This is a genomic window from Actinoplanes sp. NPDC026670, assembly GCF_040638175.1.
Classification (GTDB): domain Bacteria; phylum Actinomycetota; class Actinomycetes; order Mycobacteriales; family Micromonosporaceae; genus Actinoplanes.
In genome coordinates, this window is record NZ_JBEZXU010000112.1 from 1 (window position 1) to 19,023 (window position 19,023).

17 protein-coding genes are annotated in these 19,023 nt (G+C 69.7%); 7 read left to right on the forward strand and 10 right to left on the reverse strand.

From position 1 onward, the window contains the following. Window positions 1–72 precede the first annotated feature (72 nt). The 3 genes from AB0E94_RS50415 to AB0E94_RS50425 all read right to left on the reverse strand — a co-directional run bounded on the left by AB0E94_RS50415 (window position 73) and on the right by AB0E94_RS50425 (window position 1,438). Window positions 73–261 (reverse strand): transposase, encoded by a 189-nt coding sequence (locus AB0E94_RS50415; RefSeq protein WP_360343281.1) that lies wholly within the window; start codon window positions 259–261, stop codon window positions 73–75. A gap of 50 nt (window positions 262–311) precedes the next feature. Continuing rightward, a complete protein-coding gene (locus tag AB0E94_RS50420; RefSeq protein ID WP_360343284.1) occupies window positions 312–563 on the reverse strand; it encodes a hypothetical protein in 252 nt (83 codons plus the stop codon). Window positions 564–730: 167 nt separating this feature from the next. Next, complete coding sequence (locus tag AB0E94_RS50425) at window positions 731–1,438, reverse strand: alpha/beta hydrolase family protein (RefSeq protein WP_360343287.1); 708 nt, start codon at window positions 1,436–1,438, stop codon at window positions 731–733. A 95-nt stretch (window positions 1,439–1,533) separates the two neighbouring features. Between AB0E94_RS50425 and AB0E94_RS50430 the strand changes: the two genes are divergently transcribed. Next, a complete protein-coding gene (locus AB0E94_RS50430; RefSeq protein WP_360343290.1) occupies window positions 1,534–2,160 on the forward strand; it encodes a helix-turn-helix domain-containing protein in 627 nt (208 codons plus the stop codon). 78 nt (window positions 2,161–2,238) lie between these two features. Here AB0E94_RS50430 and AB0E94_RS50435 read toward each other — a convergent pair whose 3' ends face one another. The 6 genes from AB0E94_RS50435 to AB0E94_RS50460 all read right to left on the reverse strand — a co-directional run bounded on the left by AB0E94_RS50435 (window position 2,239) and on the right by AB0E94_RS50460 (window position 9,320). Then, window positions 2,239–3,561, reverse strand: coding sequence for a HAMP domain-containing sensor histidine kinase (locus tag AB0E94_RS50435; RefSeq protein WP_360343293.1), 1,323 nt, complete (start codon window positions 3,559–3,561; stop codon window positions 2,239–2,241). Continuing rightward, complete coding sequence (locus AB0E94_RS50440; RefSeq protein ID WP_360343295.1) at window positions 3,558–4,214, reverse strand: response regulator transcription factor; 657 nt, start codon at window positions 4,212–4,214, stop codon at window positions 3,558–3,560. The genes AB0E94_RS50435 and AB0E94_RS50440 overlap by 4 nt, the downstream gene beginning before the upstream one ends. A 63-nt stretch (window positions 4,215–4,277) precedes the next feature. After that, window positions 4,278–5,540 (reverse strand): cation:proton antiporter, encoded by a 1,263-nt coding sequence (locus AB0E94_RS50445; RefSeq protein WP_360343298.1) that lies wholly within the window; start codon window positions 5,538–5,540, stop codon window positions 4,278–4,280. Beyond that, entirely contained in the window at window positions 5,537–6,793 is a 1,257-nt protein-coding gene (locus tag AB0E94_RS50450; protein WP_360343301.1) for a cytochrome P450, read from the reverse strand. The genes AB0E94_RS50445 and AB0E94_RS50450 overlap by 4 nt, the downstream gene beginning before the upstream one ends. After that, on the reverse strand, window positions 6,790–7,782 hold the full coding sequence (locus tag AB0E94_RS50455; RefSeq protein WP_360343304.1) for an alpha-hydroxy acid oxidase: 993 nt from the start codon (window positions 7,780–7,782) through the stop codon (window positions 6,790–6,792). The genes AB0E94_RS50450 and AB0E94_RS50455 overlap by 4 nt, the downstream gene beginning before the upstream one ends. Then, complete coding sequence (locus tag AB0E94_RS50460; RefSeq protein ID WP_360343307.1) at window positions 7,779–9,320, reverse strand: NAD(P)-binding domain-containing protein; 1,542 nt, start codon at window positions 9,318–9,320, stop codon at window positions 7,779–7,781. The genes AB0E94_RS50455 and AB0E94_RS50460 overlap by 4 nt, the downstream gene beginning before the upstream one ends. Before the next feature lie 63 nt (window positions 9,321–9,383). Here AB0E94_RS50460 and AB0E94_RS50465 point away from each other — a divergent pair, with 63 nt between their 5' ends. Next, the gene (locus tag AB0E94_RS50465; RefSeq protein ID WP_360343310.1) at window positions 9,384–9,737 is read left to right on the forward strand and encodes a hypothetical protein; all 354 of its coding nucleotides are present in this window, start codon (window positions 9,384–9,386) and stop codon (window positions 9,735–9,737) included. On the opposite strand, the gene AB0E94_RS50470 is transcribed toward AB0E94_RS50465, so the two are convergent. Further along, a complete protein-coding gene (locus tag AB0E94_RS50470; protein ID WP_360343313.1) occupies window positions 9,720–11,201 on the reverse strand; it encodes an aromatic amino acid ammonia-lyase in 1,482 nt (493 codons plus the stop codon). The two genes, AB0E94_RS50465 and AB0E94_RS50470, sit on opposite strands and share 18 nt — an antisense overlap. A gap of 63 nt (window positions 11,202–11,264) precedes the next feature. Between AB0E94_RS50470 and AB0E94_RS50475 the strand changes: the two genes are divergently transcribed. The 5 genes from AB0E94_RS50475 (at window position 11,265) to AB0E94_RS50495 (ending at window position 18,825) form a co-directional block, all read left to right on the forward strand. Beyond that, on the forward strand, window positions 11,265–12,782 hold the full coding sequence (locus tag AB0E94_RS50475; RefSeq protein WP_360343316.1) for an NAD(P)-binding domain-containing protein: 1,518 nt from the start codon (window positions 11,265–11,267) through the stop codon (window positions 12,780–12,782). A gap of 2 nt (window positions 12,783–12,784) precedes the next feature. After that, a complete protein-coding gene (locus AB0E94_RS50480) occupies window positions 12,785–14,161 on the forward strand; it encodes a fatty acid--CoA ligase family protein (RefSeq protein ID WP_360343319.1) in 1,377 nt (458 codons plus the stop codon). A gap of 159 nt (window positions 14,162–14,320) precedes the next feature. Continuing rightward, complete coding sequence (locus AB0E94_RS50485) at window positions 14,321–16,342, forward strand: family 43 glycosylhydrolase (RefSeq protein ID WP_360343322.1); 2,022 nt, start codon at window positions 14,321–14,323, stop codon at window positions 16,340–16,342. 182 nt (window positions 16,343–16,524) lie between these two features. Then, a complete protein-coding gene (locus tag AB0E94_RS50490) occupies window positions 16,525–17,928 on the forward strand; it encodes a hypothetical protein (RefSeq protein ID WP_360343325.1) in 1,404 nt (467 codons plus the stop codon). 78 nt (window positions 17,929–18,006) lie between these two features. Beyond that, the gene (locus AB0E94_RS50495; RefSeq protein WP_360343328.1) at window positions 18,007–18,825 is read left to right on the forward strand and encodes a phosphotransferase; all 819 of its coding nucleotides are present in this window, start codon (window positions 18,007–18,009) and stop codon (window positions 18,823–18,825) included. The last annotated feature ends 198 nt before the right edge of the window (window positions 18,826–19,023 follow it).

Here is a 19,023-nt window from a genome sequence, read left to right on the forward strand (position 1 = left end):
TTGAGCACATCACACCGCATCCGCAGCTCGGCGTTCTCCCGCCGCAGCCGGTCCAGCTCGGCCCGCTCGTGCTCACCCAGCCCGTCTTCGCCGGTTCCGTTCTCCCGGCGGTGCCCGGTCCAGAGCCACCCAGTTCGCCAGGGTCCCGTCCTTGATCCCCAGATCCCGGGCCACCTGCGCGATCGGCTTGCCGGTCTCCCGGACCAGCCGCACCGCACCGTCTCTGAAATCCTGATCAAACCTTCGCCGTGTCTCCGCCATCGCCAGTCACCAATCCTTTAAGGCGATGCCTCCACGGTACGAGGGGAAGCTCAGTTCTGGTTGATGAACACACGCTCACCGAACTCCAGCCGAAGGCCATGATCGGTGTAGAACGGTGGGTAGATCGTGGCCGTTGCCGGCAGCGGGCGACCGAGAATCTTCTCGAACAGCGCGGTTTTCCCGGCCTCGTCGGTGAAAGGTAGGACATTCAGCCGGGACGTCAGGTCGGTCACCTGCACGACCCGCTCGATCATGGCCTGGTATTCGGCGCTGTGGATACGCATGAGACGGTCCTTGGACATCCCGAGATCCTTGCAGACCTGTCGATGTCCGGTTTGCTGCGACCACGTTGATGGTCCGACGCGCGCTCATGCCGCCGTGATCCGCGCTGAAGCCGACCGCCGTCACGACCGGTAGCCGGCCGTGACGGCCTGCCTCCCTGTTGCGCCGGAGAGAGTGCGTTGAGCTCTCAGAAAGGGCGGCCGGCGAGCAGTGCCTTGGCGACGTCGTCAGGGTGGGTGAGCAGGGCCTCGTGGCTGCCGGGGACCAGGATCGGGTGGGTGCCGGCGCGGGCGGCGAGTTCGGTGCCGGGGGCGGCCAGGGCGGTGTCGTTCTCGGCCAGCAGGTAGGTGATCGGCACGCCGAGGGTGTCGACGCCAGGTAGGTCCTGTGCGTCGAGCATGTAGCCGCCGGGCTGTGGCATCAGCTGGTCGAACACGGTCCGTTGCAGTGCCTCCGGCTGGTCGGGCATCAGGCCCTGCGCGAACGTGGCGAAGTCGATGCCGATGGTGCGGTCGGGTGCGGCAGCGATCGCGTCTCGGACGAAGCCCTCCATCGGGCCCATTGCCGCGGCCATCGACTCGCCGCGCTGCGGAATGAACGCGCTGAAGTACGCGATGCCGGCCAGCCGGTGGCCGAGCCGGGGTGCTGCGCCGGTGATCGGGATGCCGCCCCAGCTGTGCCCGACCAGGACGACATCGTGCAGGCCGCGCTGTTCGACCGCGGTCACGATGTGGTCGACGGCGTCGGTCAGGCGAAGTCCGGCCGGGTCGTCGCCCATGGTGAGGCCGGGCATCGTGAGCGCCGTGGCGCCGTGACCGGCGGCGCGTACGCGATGTCCCACCGGGTGCCAGGACCAGCCGCCGTGCCAGGCGCCGGGAACGAAGACGTAGTGCATCGAACCTCCTCAGACGAGTCGCCGGACCCTAGCATGGTTCATCAGAGTCGACTCTGATGAGTAGACCTTCATGTGACTGGCCTATGATGAGCCGCATGTCCGCCGCGCCCAACGTCAACCGCCGCAGCGAGTACGCGCGGATGACCCGTGAGGCGATCCTCGACGCGGCGCGCTCGTTGTTCACCGCTCAGGGCTACTACGCGACGAAGGTGGAGCAGATCGCCGAGGCGGCCCGGGTGGCGCCGGCCACGGTCTACGCCGTCGGCGGTGGCAAGAGTGGCCTGCTCCGCACGCTGATCGAGACGAGCGTGAGCTCTGCGGAGAACGGTCGGCTGCTCGCCGAGATCGAGGCCGCCACCGACCCCGGGCAGCTGATCCGGCTCGTCATCGGCGCTTCTCGGACGAGGTTCGGCGAATGGTCCACCCTCATGCGCCAGGTCGTCGCCGCCGCTCCGCAGGAGCCAGCCGTCCAGAAAGCCATGGAGATCGCCCACGAGAGCCTTCGCGGCGGCCTGCGGGTGACCGCCGATCGTCTGGCCGCGCTGGGTGCGCTGCGTGACGACCTGGATGCCGCGGGGGCAGCGGACATCCTCTGGCTGTACCTGTGCAATGCCGCCTACTTCGTCCGCAGCGATGATCTCGGCTGGCCGCTCGACAGATCCGAGGCCTGGCTCAACGTCGTCCTGCCCCGCGAGCTTCTGGCCGGTGAGTCAGCCCGCTGATACCCGGCCGCTCCGGTCGGAGACGGTCGGTGAGTCAGCCCGCTGACCCGGTCGTTCCGGTCGGAGACGGCTGGTGAGTCAGCCCGCTGACACCGGTCGTTCCGGCTGGAGACGAGAAGAACCGGCCAGCGGCAACCGGACCGTGAACGTGGCGCCCAGGCCCGGGTGACCGTCCGCGACGATCGTGCCGCCGTGGCTGGTCACCACCTCCCGCAGCAGCGCCAAGCCGAGCCCGAAACGCCGCCCGTCCGCGCCCGGCCCACGGTGGAACCGGTCGAAGATCCGGTCGGCGTCGGCCGGGTCGAATCCGTCGCCGGTGTCCGCGACCACCAGCTCCGCCGTGCCCGGCGAGATCTGCACGGTGACCGTGATCCGGCCGCCGGGTGTGTGGGTGAGCGCGTTGGCCAGCAGTTCGCTGACCACCCGGCGCAGCGCCGACTCCACCCCGATGACAGGCACCGGCCGCGGCGGTGTGGTCAGGGTGACCGCGGTCGTCCCGTTGAGCGCCCGCTCGGTCTCCTCGGCGGTGAGCCGGGCCAGGTCGACCGGCGCGCCCTGCCGGGTACCGCCCGGGTCGGCGCCGAGACGTGCCGACAGCAGCAGCTCGTCGACGATCTCACCGAGCCGCCGGGTGGTGCCGACGAGCCGGTCGAGGTCGCGGCGGTCGGCGCCGCCGGGTGCGGCCCGGCGGGCCAGCAGTTGGGCGCGGGTGTGCACCTGGGCGATCGGGGTGCGCAGTTCGTGGCTGGCGTCGGCGACGAACCGGCGTTGCCGGCTGAGCGCTTCGGCCAGCGGGGCGACCGCCCGGTGTCCGACCAGCATCGCGGCCAGGATCGCGGCGAGCAGCCCGGCCGCCGCGGCCAGCAGGAACGCGGTGAGCAGGTGCCGGCGGTCGGCGTTCTGGAAACGGGCGTCGAAGACGGCCTGAACGATCGCGTCGCTGCGGGCCGATGTCGCAGCGCTGCTGGCCAGCGCCGACGTGGTGCTGTCGCCGGGCCCGATCGAGACGTTCGGCCTGGCCTGGGTGCGGATCCAGTAGGTGGTGCCGTTCCGGTCGACCTGCCGGTTCTGGGTGACACCGGTGGCGGCCACCGCGTCGACGTCGTCGCGTAGCGGCAGCCCGTCGGGGGCGGCACGGTCGGCGTGGGTGAGCCGGCCGTCCGGGGCGTAGAAGAAGATCCAGCTGCACGCGGGTGGTCCGGCGATGACGCCGTTGCGTACGCCCCAGTCCAGTTCCAGCCCGATCTGTTGCTCCTGGCTGTGGCGTACCACCTCGTAGGCGATCGCGCCGGCCATCGCCACCAGCACCCCGATCGCGAGCCCGACCAGCAGTCCGATCTGCCAGCGGGCGCGCCGGACGGCCCGCAGCTCGACGGTGCCGATCACGTCGTTGCGGATCACAGCGCGCCCAGCCGGTAGCCGAGGCCGTGGACGGTCTGCACCACCCGGCGGCCGAGTTTGCGCCGCAGGTAGTAGACGTAGGTGTCCACGATCGACGCGGCCGCCGCCTCGTCGAAGACCCGGGTGCGCAGCACCGCCCGTGGATGCACCGCGCGGGGCCGGGCGGCCAGTGCCCGGAGCAGGTCGAACTCGCGGGCCGACAGCGACACCCGGGTCCCGTCGGGCAGCACCGCGTCGCGGGCGCCCAGGTCGAGCAGTCCGTCGCCGACCCGCAGCACGTCGGTGGCGTCCGAGGTGCGCCGGCACAGCGCCCGGATCCGGGCGCTCAGCTCGTCGAGGTCGAAGGGTTTGGTGAGGTAGTCGTCGGCGCCCGCGTCCAGCCCGGCGATCCGGTCGTCGACGGTGCCGAGCGCGGTCAGCATCAGCGCGCGGGCGGCGACGGCCCGCGCGCGGAGCCGGGTGATCAGGTCCAGGCCGTCCAGTGCCGGCAATCGTCTGTCGATCACCAGCACGTCGTAGGGCCGGGTCAGGCCCAGGTGCAGTCCGCGCTGTCCGTCCGGGGCCTGGTCGACGTGATAGCCCTCGTCGACCAGCGTCTCGGCGACCAGCTCGCGTAGTTCGGCATCGTCCTCGACGACCAGCAGCCGGCGCATGACATCGAAGATTCCATATGTCCATGGGCCGCAGGCGGCGTCGTTCGACTTTTCATCAAATTCTTAAGGTACGGCCAGCGCCGGCTCCTCGACCTGCGCCGGAGCCCGCTTCTCCCGCCGTTCCAGCCAGGTCAGCACCGGCGTCGTCATGATCGTGGTGATCAGCGCGACCAGCACCAGCACGGTGAACAGCGACGAGTTCACGATCCCGGCTTCCAGCCCCACGTTCAGCGCGATCAGCTGCATCAGTCCGCGCGCGTTCATCAGTGCGCCGACCTTCAGGGCGACGGCGTTCGGCTCTCCGCGCAGCCGGGCGGCGGCCCAGCACGCCCCGAACTTGCCGACGATCGCCAGCGTCACGCAGGCCGCCGCGAACAGCAGCACCCGCACGTCGCTGAGCAGCGCGAACTCGGTCCGCAGCCCGGAGAACGTGAAGAACAGCGGCAGGAACACCGCCGACGCGACCGGGTTGGTCACCGCGATGACCCGGTCGGACCGCTCGTGCTGCGGCATCACCACGCCGAGCGCGAACGCCCCGAACACCGCGTACAGCCCGATCTCGTCGGTGTAGAAGGCGACCAGGAACAGCAGCGTCACCACGCCGACCATCCGCGCCCGGTCGTCGAGCCGTTCGCTTCTGATCAGCGCTCCGGTGACCCGGGGCCCGGCGAACCAGAGCGCCAGGAAGAACAGGACCGCGCCGCCCGCCGTGACGAACGCCGGCCCGGCCTCGCCCGAGGCGAACGCCAGCACCACGGCCAGCATGATCCAGGCGACCAGGTCGTCGATCGCGCCGCTGGCCAGGGCGACCGAGCCGTGCCGGGTGCCGGCGTGCCCGCGTTCGGTGATGATCCGGGCGAGCATCGGGAACGCGGTGATGGCCAGGGCCACGCCGACGAACGCCGCGGACACCCCGATCGACACGCCGTCCGGCCGTAGCGGCACCGCGTCGGCGGTAATGACCACCAGCAGCACGCCGAGCACCAGTGGCGCGGTGACCCCGGCCAGCGAGACCGCGCCCGCGGTGCCGGCCACCCGGGTGACTCGGTGCGATTTGAACGCGTAGCCGGCCTGGAACATGAACAGCACCAGCCCGACCTGTCCGACCACGTACAGCACCGGGAGCAGCGGCGCCGGGAACAGCGCTGCCTGGACCTGCGGGAACAGCAGGCCGAGCAGTGACGGGCCGAGCAGCACCCCGGCCAGCATCTCGCTGACCACCGGTGGCTGTCCGGCCTTGCCGAACAGCCAGGACACCAGGCGGCAGAACATCAGGATCACGGCGACCGCGATGAAGAACCGCGGCGCCAGCTCGGTCGGGGTCACGGGCGGGCCTCCTCGAAATAGGTGGCGCAGAGTCTCTGGCGGCGGGCGTCGAGCACCATCCAGGTGCCGAGCACCAGCTGTTTCACCGTGCGGCCGACGTCGGCGACGGCGTCGGCGCGGCGCAGCGCGAGCAGGCGGCCGGGTGTCGGGCCCGGCCGGCCGATCGGGGTCAGGTAGGCGGGGCCGCGGCTGGGCAGCGACCGGGTGTGCTTGACCGACGACGCGAGCGTGAACCGGCGCAACACCTCGCGGGTCGCGGCGCGCAGCATCACCGGCGCCGCGCCACGCGCCGGGCAGGCACGGTTCGCCGTCACGCCGTACGGAATGAAATGGGCCTCTCTGGTTTTGAGGGTTTTCCAGCGCTGTGGGTCGAAGGTGTCGTCGGCGGCCGGGCCGGTGCGCTGGAACGCGAGGTAGTTGAAGAGCAGCACCGATCCGGCGGGCAGGGTGAGCTCGCCGACGACGATCGGCGCCGAGGTGATCCGGTGGGCGATGCCGAACAGTGGATGCACCCGCAGCGTCTCGTCGATCAGCCGGTCCAGCGAGTCGTCGGACAGGTCGGTGTCGTAGCCGGCGGCGCAGAGCAGGATGTGTGCCATCGCCTCGGACATCTGCACCACCGCGGTGTTGAAGAACGCGCCCTGCAGATACCAGGCCGTCTCCTGGGCGGTGAACGGCGGCGGCAGCACGACCGGGCAGGTGCCGGCCTCGATCCGGGCGAGCAGGTGCCGGGTCAGCCGGTCGCGGCGGCCCATGTGCCGCAGGCTCAGTCCTTTCAGCGCGGTCACCACGTCGTGCGCGTTGGCGACGATCAGCTCCCGCACCCCACTCGGGCAGCTCTCGGCGAAGACCAGCTCGTGGAAGACCTCGGCCCAGACCGGCATGAACAGGTCCCGCAGCCGGATGAACGACGTCCGATCGCGGGGGAGCGGGTCCAGGATCCGGCGCGTCGCTGCGGTCGCCAGTTCGTCCGAGCGGGTGTGCGGGACCGCCAGCACTCGGCGGGTGGTCCGGGCGACTGTCTGATACCGATCACCTGGTTCCAGATGTTCCTGGTGCATCTGCGGACCGGGGGCGAGCCAGTACCAGAACAGGTCGGACAGGCCCGCGCCCCGGCTGCGGCCGTCGGCGGCCGGATCGCTGTAGACGCGTTCGAAGTGTTCCGCGCCGATCAGCGGCCCGGGAACCGGGATGCCCTCGGTCCCGTTGACCCGCCGGAAGATCCACTCACGCAGCCGGACCACCGCGTTCATCCGGCCACCGCCACCAGATCCGGGGTCAGATCGGCCGGTCGCTTCGCTCCGGCCAGCGCCATCGCATGGTCCAGCTCCGCGGTCAGTGTCCGCAATTGATCTCGTACGCCGTCCGCGCCCCCAACCGCGAGAGCGTCGATCACCGGCCGTCCGACCAGCACCGCGGCCGCACCCCGGGCCAGGGCGATCAGCACGTCGGCACCCCGCCGGATCCCGCCGTCGACCAGCACCGGGATCCGCCCGCCGACCGCCTCGGCCACCGCCGGCAGCGCGTCGATCGTGGCGATCGCCCCGTCCAGCTGCCGCCCGCCGTGGTTGGAGACGATCACCCCGTCCACGCCGTGCCGGACCGCGAGCCGGGCGTCCGCCGGATGCAGGATCCCCTTGATCAGGATCGGCAGCCCGGTGATGCCGCGCAGCCACCCGATCCGGTCCCAGCCCAGCGCCGGGTCCATCTCGATGTCGCGGACCCGGCCGGTGTCGTCGCGCATGTTCTCGCAGGCCAGCCCGTCCGGCAGGTCGGTGAAGCCGTTGCGCCGGTCCCGTTCGCGGCGGCCGAACACCGGCGAGTCCGCGGTGACCACCAGCGCCCGGCAGCCGGCCGTCTCGGCCCGCTTCACCAGGCTCGCGGTGAACTCCAGGTCCGGCTGCGGATAGAGCTGGAACCACAGTGGGCCACCGGCCGCGGCGATCTGCTCGACCGGCTGGGTCGCGGCCATGCTCACCACCATGACGGTGCCGGCCGCGGCCGCCCCCTGCGCGGTCGCGGCCTCACCGCCCGGGTGGGCCAGCAGATGGAACGCGGTCGGCGCGACCAGGACCGGGGTGGCCAGGTCGGCACCGAACAGGGTGGTCCGCAGGTCACGGTCGCCGGTGGCGCGCAGCACCCGGGGCACGATCCGCAGCCTGTCGTACGCCGCCAGGTTGTCGCGCAGCGTCCGTTCCTCGCCCGCGCCGCCGGCGAAGTAGTCGGCGTGAACCGGGTTCACCTCAGGACTCGGGTCACGAACGCGGCCAGCGGTGCGACGTGCACGTCCGGCCGGTCCCACCGGTTCTCCAGGTTCTCGGCCAGGTGGTGGGTGGCGGCCGGCACGCCGTCGCGGTAGTGCCTGACCACCGGGTGCAGGTAGGCGGCGTCGTGGGCCTGGCCTGGGGTGTCCTGCGCGATCCGGGACACGGTGATGTCGAACGGGTCGACCTTGTCGTGGTCCGGGCCGTACTCCAGGGTGACCACGAACGCGTCCCGGTAGTCGTGGTCGGCGGTGGCCAGCCCGTGCCGCACGAACCAGTCGACAGGCACCTCGTCGTGGTAGCGCGCGCCCGTCCCGTCGACGGTCACCACGTCGGCGAGGAACCCGAACTGCTGCCAGAGCGCTGACGTGCGGTTCACCCGGGCGATGATCGCGTCGGTGACCGCCTCCGCGGTGCGGTCCAGCTTCTCGGCCGGCCAGGGCGCGCCTTCGAGGATCTTGTGCAGCGCGCGTACGGCGTACCGGAATCCATGAATGAAACCGCTCGTCGACTTCTTGAAATCGCGGACCTGGCTGATCGTGCCGGCGAAGAACAGGCCGGGCACGTTCACCGACTCCCAGGACTCGGTCTGCGCTGGGAACCGGTCGTCGATCGCGAGTTCGGGCCGGCACGAGTCGTCGAAGATCGACGCGTCGAAACGGAACCCGGTGCAGGCCAGCACCCGGTCGTAGTGCAGTTCCTTGATGACCTCGTTGACCCTCGAGAAGCTGAACGCCACCTTGAATCCGTCGCCCTCGCGTTCGATGCTCTGCACCGTGCCGTCGAGGATCGCGTTCGCGGATTTCAGCTGATAGGTGTCGAGGAAGTTGTTGTTGACCGCGCGCAGATGACCGACGAAATGGGTGCGCCAGGCCAGCCGTACCGAACTGGGACCGGCCACGTGGATCACCGTGGTCGTCTCCATCAGGTTGTCCGCGGTTTCGAACGCGGAATTGCCCTTGCCGATGATCAGCACCCGCTGGTCGAGATAGTCCTGCGGGTCGACCGACATCGTGTCGTAGCCTTCGGCCAGTTCGAATCCGGGAATGTCCGGCCGGTAGGTCTGCGAGACACCCGTCGCCACGACGACCCTTTTCGCGGTGTACGCGATGTCGCCGGCCACGACGGTGAACAGCTCCCCGTCCTTGTTGACCCGGGTGACCCGCGAGTTGTAGCGGACCTTCAGCTTGGTCCGCTCGGCGAAGTCGGCCAGGTAGCGCACCATCGTGTCGGCGGCCGGGAAGTAGCGCCCGGTGTAGCGGGTGAACAGCAGGTCCGGGTCGTCGCTGAGCAGCGAGTTCCAGTCCAGCCGCAGGTTCAGCTCCGGATCGTCGGTGCCGGTGTGCGGCTTGTTGATGGAGATCAGTGTCCGGTGGCGCGGATACCGTGCGAAGAAGGCGCCCGGCTGGTCCGCGCCCTCCAGCACCAGATAGTCACGCTTGCCGTCGGCCTCCAGCAGTGCGGCCAGCTGCAGCCCGGCCGGGCCGGCCCCGATGATCACGTAGTCAAGCGGCATGCCGTCGACCGTACGAATCAGAATTCAGAGATTTTTCAGTCCGGTTCACCGATCATGTACGCCATGGAGGACCAGCCGGCGGCGAAGGTAGTGACACTCTGTGGTTCGACCCGGTTCGAGGCCGAGTTCGCCGAGGTCAACCAGCGGCTCACGCTGGACGGCTGTGTGGTGCTCAGCCTCGGGATGTTCCGGCTGCCCGATCTGCCGGACTACGACTGGGCGGTCGACAGCGCGGACCTGAAGGGACGGCTCGGCCGGCTGCACTTCCAGAAGATCCGGATGGCCGACGAGGTGTTCATCGTGGATCCCGGCGGCTACCTCGGTGAGTCGACCCGGCGGGAGATCGCCTGCGCCGAGTCGCTCGGCAAACCGGTCCGCTACCTGAGCCGCGAGCCCCGGTCAGGCCCGCACCAATGACTCGGTGATCTCCGCGGCCAGGCGGACCTCGGCCTCCAGCGGGCGGTCCGGGTCGATCGGCGCGATCGCGTCGGCCAGCGCGTCCAGCAGCTGCGCGCAGGCGGGGGCGGTGGGGGTGCGTGCTCCGACGTGGACGGCCTGGCGCAGGCCGAGCGCCAGGGAGCCGGTGATCAGGCTGAGCAGCCGGGACTGGTCGAGGGCGCGGAGCGCGGACTGCGTACCCAACGGAATGATGTCTTGATTGTGAAGGTTTGTCGGCAATGATTGGATGCTTGCCGGCATCGCGTCGCGGCGGATCTCGGCGATCAGGGCGGTCGAGGCCAGCTGGACGCCCTGCAGGCCGTGCTGCTGTCCGGGCCCGGCGGCGAGCATCGGCGGCAGACCGCCGTTGCGGACCGGGTCGACCAGCAGGTCCAGCTGGCGTTCGGCCAGGTTGCCGAGCTGCGCCAGGACCATGGTGAGCACGTCGGCGGCGAAGGCGGCCGGCTGGCCGAAGAAGTTGCCGCCGTGCACCACCCGGTCGGCGGCCGGGAAGAACAGCGGGTTGTCGCTGACGCTGGCCAGGTCGGCCTCGACCACCACGTCGGCGTAGCGCAGCGCGTCCTCGGCCGCGCCGAGCAGCTGGGGTGTGCAGCGGATCGAGTACGGCTCCTGCAACGGCCGGGTCCCGGGCGGCGTCACCCCGTCGAGCAGTCCGCGCATCCGGGCCGCCACGGTGATCGCGCCGGCGTGCCCGTACGCGTCGAGCAACCCCGCGTCGAGGAACTGCGGGTCACAGCCGAGCAGGTCGGCCAGCACACACGTGAGCAGCTGGAGCACCCGGTGCGAGGATCGGATCCGGTCCAGCGCCAGCGCGGTCGCGGCGGTGGTCAGTGACGTGCCGTTGACCAGCGCGAGCGCGTCCCGCCCGTCGAGCGGCAACGGTTGCAGGCCGGCCTTCTCCAGCGCCTCGGCGGCGGTGAGCCTCGTCCCGTCCAGGTAGGCGTGCCCCCGGCCCCGCAGCGCCTGCGCCGCGGCGCCCAGCGGGATGAGATCACCGCTCGCGCCGACCGAGCCCAGACGCGGCATCGCCGGCGCGAACGTCGTGCCCAGCGCCGCCGCCAGCGCGTCGACCACGTGCGGCGACACGCCCGAGTCACCCCGGGCCAGCGAGTGCGCCCGCACCAGCATGGTCGCCCGGGCCAGGTCAGCATCGAGGTCGGGGCCCTGACCGGCGCCCAGGTGGGCGAGCGTGTTGTCGGCCTGATCGCGCTGGTCGGCGCGGCCCGCATAACCCACCAGCGCCCCGAAACCGGTGGTCGCGCCGTAGACGGCCCGGTCGTCGCCGAGCACCTTGGCCAGGAAGACACGCCCGGCCGTCACCCGCTCGCGGACCGCCGGCCCGACCCGCACCGTGATCGGCGCCCGGGCGGCGCGCAGGTCGGCGATACGCAGCGGGGCCGCCAGATCCACCTCGACAGTCATGGCAGCCGAGGCTAATCAGGACTTCTCAGAACCCTCTGAAATCGGATCAGTAGCTTCCCGCTCATGACGCACGACTACCTCATCATCGGAGCCGGGCCCGCCGGCCTGCAGCTCGCCTCCCTGATGCAGCGCGACGGTCATGACTACGTCGTCCTGGAGGCCGGTGACGCGCCGGGCACCTTCTTCACCCGCTATCCGCGGCACCGGCAGCTGATCTCCATCAACAAGGTGTTCACCGGGTCCGACGATCCGGAGTTCAATCTGCGCTCGGACTGGAACTCGCTGCTCACCGACGACCCGGAGCTGCTGTTCAAGAACTACAGCCGCCGATATTTCCCGGCCGCCGACGACCTGGTGCGCTATCTGGCCGATTTCGCGCAAGGTCTCAACATCGTTTTCGGTACGCGCGTCGAGCGCATCTCCCGCAGCGGCGGACTGTTCACCGTGGTGGCCGGTGACCGGTCGTGGCAGGCCCGCCGGGTCGTCGTCGCCACCGGGGTCTCGCAGCTCTACGTGCCGCCGATCGAGGGCGCCGAACTGTGCGAACGTTACGATACGGTGAGCGTAAACCCGGCCGATTTCGAGAATCAGCGGGTGCTGATCATCGGCAAGGGCAACTCGGCCTTCGAGACCGCGGACGCCCTGGTCGAAACGGCCTCGACGATTCACGTAGCAGGGCCGCACTCGATCCGGCTGGCCTGGCAGACCCATTACGTCGGGCACCTGCGGGCGGTCAACAACAACTTCCTCGACACGTACCAGCTGAAGTCGCAGAACGCGGTGCTGGACGGGACCGTCGAACAGATCACCCGCCGCGACGACGGCGGATTCCGGATCGTCTTCCGCTACGCCCGGACCGTCGAACGGCTCCGCGAAATCGACTACGACCGGGTCATCCTGGCCACCGGTTTCCAGTTCGACGCGTCCATCTTCGACGAATCGGCCCGGCCCGAACTCGCGATCAACGACCGGTTCCCGGCACAGACCCCGGCCTTCGAATCGGTGAACGTTCCCGGGCTCTACTTCGCCGGCACGCTCTCCCAGCAGCGCGATTTCAAGAAATCAACCAACGGCTTCATTCACGGCTTCCGGTACGGCGTCCGCGCCCTCTACCGCATCCTGCGCAGCCGCCACCACGACATCCCGTGGCCGTCCACGCCCGTCGACGCCACCCCGGAGGCGATCACCGACGCGATCATCGACCGGATCAACGTGACGTCCGCGCTGTGGCAGCAGTTCGCCGTGCTGGCCGACGTGGTGACCGTGGCCGACGGGCGGGCTGTGCACTACCCGGAGGTCCCGGTCGCCCACATGTGGCCGGAACCGCTCGCGTTCCTGGTCACCCTCGAATACGGAGCCGGCCACGACCAGGTCGACCCGTTCGACATCACCGTCCCGCGGATCGCCGAGAACGACGCCGCCACCGCCCACCGGGCCAGCTACCTGCACCCGGTGGTCCGGGCCCGCCGCGACGGCGAAGTGGTGGCCGAGCACCACCTCGCCGAGAACCTGGAGAACCACTGGAACATCCCGTCGGTGCACCAGGAGCCACTGGCCCGGTTCATCAAGGGCCTGCTCTGAGCATGTGGCCCGACCCGATCCTGGACCGGCTCGCCACCGGCGGTGACCGCCCGGTCTTCGAGGACGGCGACCGGGTGGTGACGGCGTCGCAGATGCACGAACTGATCCGGCGGATCGCGGCCGGCCTGCGATTCCACGGTCTAGGGCCGGGCCGCGGGGTCGCACTGCGGCTCGGCGTCAACGCTCCGGCCTTCGCGACCACGATCGCCGCGTTCGCCGTCGGCGCGCGAGTCACCGGGATTCCGCCGGGTCTCACCGCCGGCCAACAGCAGTACCTGCTGGAACGTGACGACTGCCTCCTGATCGACGACGCGGCCGTGGCCGGTCTGCTGGACTTCGCGCCGACCCCGACACCGTTCGCCGCGGCCGGCCGTCCGTCGGATGTCGCCCGGATCATCTACACCAGCGGCAGCACCGGAAACCCCAAGGGCTGCGCCCAGACGTACGCCGCAATGTCCGCCGCCTGGGCGCCGCACCCGGACCGCTGGCCCCCGGTGATCGCCGAACTCGCCACCCGGCTCGACCGCTACCTGGTCTTCGGGTCGCTGAGCAGCCAGGTCATGCTGGAGTACGGCATCCTCGCCCTCACCGCGGGCGGCACCCTGGTCGCCGCCCACCCACCGGCGTTCCCGGACGCGTTCGTCAGGCACCGGGCCACCGCCAGCGTGATCACTGTCGGCAAGCTGCACCAGTTGGTCCGCTCCCAGCGCGCCGATCCGGTCGACCTGAGCAGCCTGAAAGCCCTGATGGTCTCCGGGTCGCCACTGGAACCGGGCCGGCTGCGGGAGGCGCTCGACGTCCTCGGCCCGGTCGTCTTCCACGGATACGGCCAGACCGAGACCGGCATGATCTCCATGGCGTTTCCCGGCGAGCGGCCCGAGACGGTCGGCCGGCCTCCGTCCGTCATAGACCTCAAGATCAACGACGGCGAGTTGTACGTGCGAACGCCCGCGCAAGCCTCGTCCTACTGGCGGGAGCCGGAGGAGAGCGCCGAGGTGTTCGTCGACGGCTGGGTCCGCACCCGCGACCTGGCCGCGCTCGACGACGACGGTTACCTGCGCCTGCTCGGCCGGGCCCGCGACGTGATCATCGTCCAGGCCACCCTGATCTACGCCGGCCCGATCGAACGCACCCTGGCCACCGACCCGGCCGTGGCCGAGGCGTATGTGATCGGCCGCCCCGACGACGAGACCGGCGAGGCCGTCCACGCCTTCGTGGTCCCGGCCGCCGGCGCGACCCCAGACCCGACCCGGCTACGCACCCTGGTCGAGACGAACCTCGGCACCGCCTGCATCCCCAAGACGGTGACGCTGATCGACCGGGTCCCGCTGGCCCCGAGCGGCAAGCCCGACAAGACCGCTCTGATTTCCCGCCGGTAATTCAAAAACTGTTACGCGGGACGGCTATTTATAGTCGCCAATCATCGGTGCCGCATTGTCTTGAAGCGAGGAATACCGTCTGGCAACATCGGCCGGGAATGTTAGCGCTCTCATTTTGACATTCGCCGTCCCCACACATCCCCAGAATCGAGGAGCTCGATGAGGAGGGCCCTTTCCGCCGCGCTGATCGCCGTTCTCGGCGTGGCGCTCACCGCGGTCGCCGCATCCCCGGCCCGAGCGGCGACCATCGACACCAGCGCGTGGTACGTGCTGGTCAACCGCACCAGCGGCAAAGCCATGGACCTCTACAACCTGTCCACCGCCGACGGCGCCCGGATCGCCCAGTGGACCCGCAACGACGGCGCCCAGCAGCAGTGGCAGTTCGCCGACTCCGGCAGCGGCTTCTACCGGCTGAAGTCCCGGCACTCCGGCAAGATGCTCACCGTCTCCGGCTCGTCGACCGCCGACGGCGCGGGCATCGTCCAGCAGCCCGACGCCAACAGCACCGCCCAGCAGTTCAGCATTCAGGACATCGACGGCTACGTTCAGTTGATCAACCGCAACAGCGGCAAGGCCGTCGAGGTGCAGAACGCGTCGACCGCCGACGGCGCCAACGTCGTCCAGTACAGCGACTGGAACGGCGCCAACCAGCAGTGGCAACTCGTCAAACTCGGCACCAGCACCCCCGGTACCGGCACCTTCACCAACCCGGTGGTGTGGCAGGACTTCGCCGACGGCGACATCATCCGGGTCGGCGACGCCTACTACTGGTCGGCGTCGACCATGCACTACTCGCCGGGCGCGCCGATCCTGCGCTCCTACGACCTGGTCAACTGGGAGTACGCCGGACACTCGGTGCCCCGGCTCGACTTCGACTCGGCCGCCTACGACCTGTCCGGCGGCCGCGCCTACGTCAAGGGCATCTGGGCGTCGGCGTTCAACTACCGGCCCAGCAACAGCACCTACTACTGGCTGGGCTGCACCGAGTTCAACCGCACCTACGTCTACACGGCCGCCTCGGTCGGCGGGGCCTGGTCGAAGAAGGCGCGGATCAACAACTGCTACTACGACGCCGGGCTGCTGTTCGACAACGACACCCCCTATGTCGCGTACGGCAACGGCACGATCAGCGTCGCCCAGCTGTCCGCGGACCTGACCTCGCAGGTACGGGCGCAGACCGTCTTCACCACACCGTCGAGCATCGGCACGCTCGAAGGCGCACGCATGTACAAGCGCGGCAGCTACTACTACATCTGGCTGACCCGCCCCGCCAACGGCCAGTACGTGCTGCGGTCGACCAGCCCGTGGGGTCCGTACGAGCAGCGCCAGGTCCTTCTTGATCTTCCCGGCCCGATCTCCGGCGGGGGAGTGCCGCACCAGGGCGGCCTGGTGCAGACCCAGAACGGCGACTGGTGGTACATGGCGTTCACCGACGCGTTCCCCGGCGGGCGGGTGCCGACGCTGGCGCCGATCACCTGGAGCAACGACTGGCCGGTGCTGACCACCGTCGACGGCCGCTGGGGCGCCACCTACCCGAAACCGAACATCACCACCACCAAGACGGTGCAGCCGATGATCGGGCCGGACACCTTCACCGCGTCCACCCTCGGGCACCGCTGGGAGTGGAACCACAACCCCGACACCAGCAAGTTCAGTGTCGGCAACGGGCTGCGGCTGTCCACCGCGACCGTCACCGGCGACCTTTACAACGCCCGCAACACCCTCACCCACCGCATCCAGGGACCCGCCTCGACCGCGACCATCGAACTGGACTACTCGCAGATGGCCAACGGCGACCGGGCCGGGCTCGCCATGCTGCGCGACTCGTCGGCCTGGATCGGCATCCGCAAGGACAACGGCGTCACCCGGGTCTCGATGACCAACGGGCTCACCATGAACTCCAGCTGGGCCACCACCGGCACCGGCACCGAAGCCGCCGGGGCGACCGTCACCGGTGGCAAGATCTGGCTGCGGGCCACCGCCGACATCCGGCCCGGCGCCGGACGGACCGCCACCTTCTCCTACAGCACCAACGGCAGCACCTTCACCACGCTGGGGCCGGCCTTCACCCTCAACAACGCGTGGCAGTTCTTCATGGGCTACCGGTTCGGCATCTTCAACTACGCCACCAGCGCGCTCGGCGGCGCGGTCACCGTCAACCGTTTCGACCTCACCACCTAGGTATCAGGAGAAGGAATTCAAGACATCGATTGGGTACGCCCACCGGTGCGCCCTTTGCTGGGGGCCGCGTCGCGCGTACCCGAGGAAGGTTTTGAACCGCAGGTGAGGCCCGGTCCTGGCGGATCATCGCCGGGACCGGGTCCGCCGCCCGTCCGGTGGTGGCGTCCGGCCATGATGCGCCGGTGTCCCGTACACGAATGGTGATCATCGCGGCGGTGCTGTTCGTGGTGGCCCTGATCGGCTGGGCGGTGTTCCTGTCCGGCCAGGGCCTGGAGAACGCCGACAAGTGGGTGACCGTCGTCGGCTTCTTCGTCACCACGGTGTTCGCGGTGGTCTCCCTGGCCGTGGCATGGCCGGCGTCGCGGCCATCCGACCCGGCACCACAGGCGGCGGCAACCGACCAGGTGGCCGACAGCAGCACTGCGACGGCCGACGCCGGTTCCGCGCTCGCTGGCGGCCGGGCCGACCACGGTGGTATCGCCAACAACGGCATCATCAACGGCGGCGTCAGGTCCGAATTCCACGTGCACCATCACCACCGGCCGAGAGTGTCGCGGCGGCTGGTTCTCGGGACGGCAGCGGGCGTCGGCCTCGGCGCTGCCGTCACTGTCGCCTGGCGGTACGGACCTGATCTCGGCCGCTGGAACAAGCCGAATCCATCCTGGATGGGCCGCCAGCTCAGCCCGCCTGGCGCGACGGTCTGGTCCGTCGCTCTCGGCATGCGCCGGGGTGAGCCGTTGGCTGTCGTGGGGCGTCAGGACGGCTCGATCCAACTGTGGAATCCGGTCACCGGCGAAGACATCGGCGCCTTCTCCGGCCACGACGGGCCTGTTTTCGGCCTCGCGATGCTCGGTGGCACAGCGGTGTCCACGAGCACCGACGGCACCGTGCGGGTGTGGGATCTGACCTCCGACCCGCCGCGCGGCACGCCCATGGGTGAAGGGATCACCGGGGGAGTCACCGGGGTCGCGCTCGCCACCATCCGCGGCCGGACCGTCGCCGTCACCGCGTGCCATGACCGCACTGTGCGGATCTGGGATCCCGCAAACCCCAGGCTCAAAGGGCGGACCCTGGGTTCGAAGGTTGCCGCCGCGGTCAAAAGCATCGCTCTGGGCTCCGTCGACGGCCGGACGATCGCGGTCACCGGCAGCGCCGACGGCGCCATCACCCTCTGGGACGTGGAAGGCGAGCGCCTGGTGGGGAAGCTCGGCAAACACGACGGCGAAGTGTGGGGACTCGCCGTCGGCACCGTGGGCGGGAAGCCGATCGCCGTGTCGGGCGGTGAGGACGGCATGATGCGCCGCTGGGATCTGGACGCCGCACAACCTTCCGGCGAGATCCTGATGGAACTTCCGAAGGCCATCAAAACCGTCGCGATCAGTACGGTGGCCGGCCGTACCGTCGCCGTCTCCGGCTGTGACGACAGCGGTGTCCGCATCTGGGACCTCGCCGCCGTGCAGCCCCACGGCCCTGGTCTCACCGGCCCGGAGGAAGCCCCCGAGGCCGTGGCGATCAGCGACTTCGCCGGCCGCCCGACCATCGTGTCCGGCAACTACGACGGCACCATCTGGGCGTGGACCCTCTGACCCACGACCGCCCGTCACCCGAGTTTGCCTCGCTACCGGGACCGCCGCGGCATCGGTCAGTACGCATAGGCTGACCGAGTGGTCGCCGAAGGGGAAGCGGACCCGTCCGAGACGATTCTCGGCGGCGGGCGGTTGACCCCCGGCGTCGTCAAGGTCGGTGCGACGGTGAGACGGCCGAAGTCGGCTTTCACACGGACACTGTTGCTGCACCTTGCTCAGGCCGGTTTCGACGGCGTCCCGAAGTATCTGGGCCGTGACGAGCTCGACCGGGACATCCTGGCTTTCCTACCGGGTGAGGTCCCGCCGAAGTGGCATGCGATGACAGATGACCAGGTCGCGGCCGCCGGAGCGCTGCTGCGCCGCTTCCACGAGGCGAGCCGGACTCTCGCCGAACGCCTCGGCGGCGGGCCGGTGATCTGCCACCATGATGCAGGGCCGAACAACACCGTGTTCCGTCACGGCCAACCGATCGCCTTCATCGACTTCGACTTCGCCGCCGTCGGTGACCCCCTCGAAGACGTCGCCTACATGAGTTGGTCCTGGTGCATCTCGTCGAAGCCGGAACGGGGAGACGCGAGCAGTCAGGCGCATCAGGTCCGCGTCCTGGCCGACGCTTACGGACTTTCCGCAGATCAGCGCGGCCATCTGATGGACGCCGTTCAGGAACGTTTCGTACGCAACGAGCGCTTCTGGACCGCACGCGCCTCCAACGGGCCGCCCGTGATCTCCGGTCCCTCGCCGGCCGAGGTGTTGGCGTGGACAGCGACGGAGAAGGCTTTCGTGACCCGCTTCCAGCGCGTCTTCACCGCCGCCCTGGCTCATTCTTCGCCGACGGACAGCCAGGCCATGAACATCTCGGGATCGGGTTCCGGTGGCGCTTCGCCGTACGGTCCGTGACATGGCACTCTGGCGTCCATCGCCTCGGCTGTCGGGCGGCAGACACCGGGTTATTCGTTCTCAGGCTTGCTGGCGACTTGCGGCTCGCCGAAGGAGAGAGTCAGTGAGCCATTTTCATCGTGACGGTGCAGGTCACGGGCAGTACGGGAGGCCGGTGTCCACGTAGGACGAGGCTCCCGGTAAGACAGCAGTCGACCA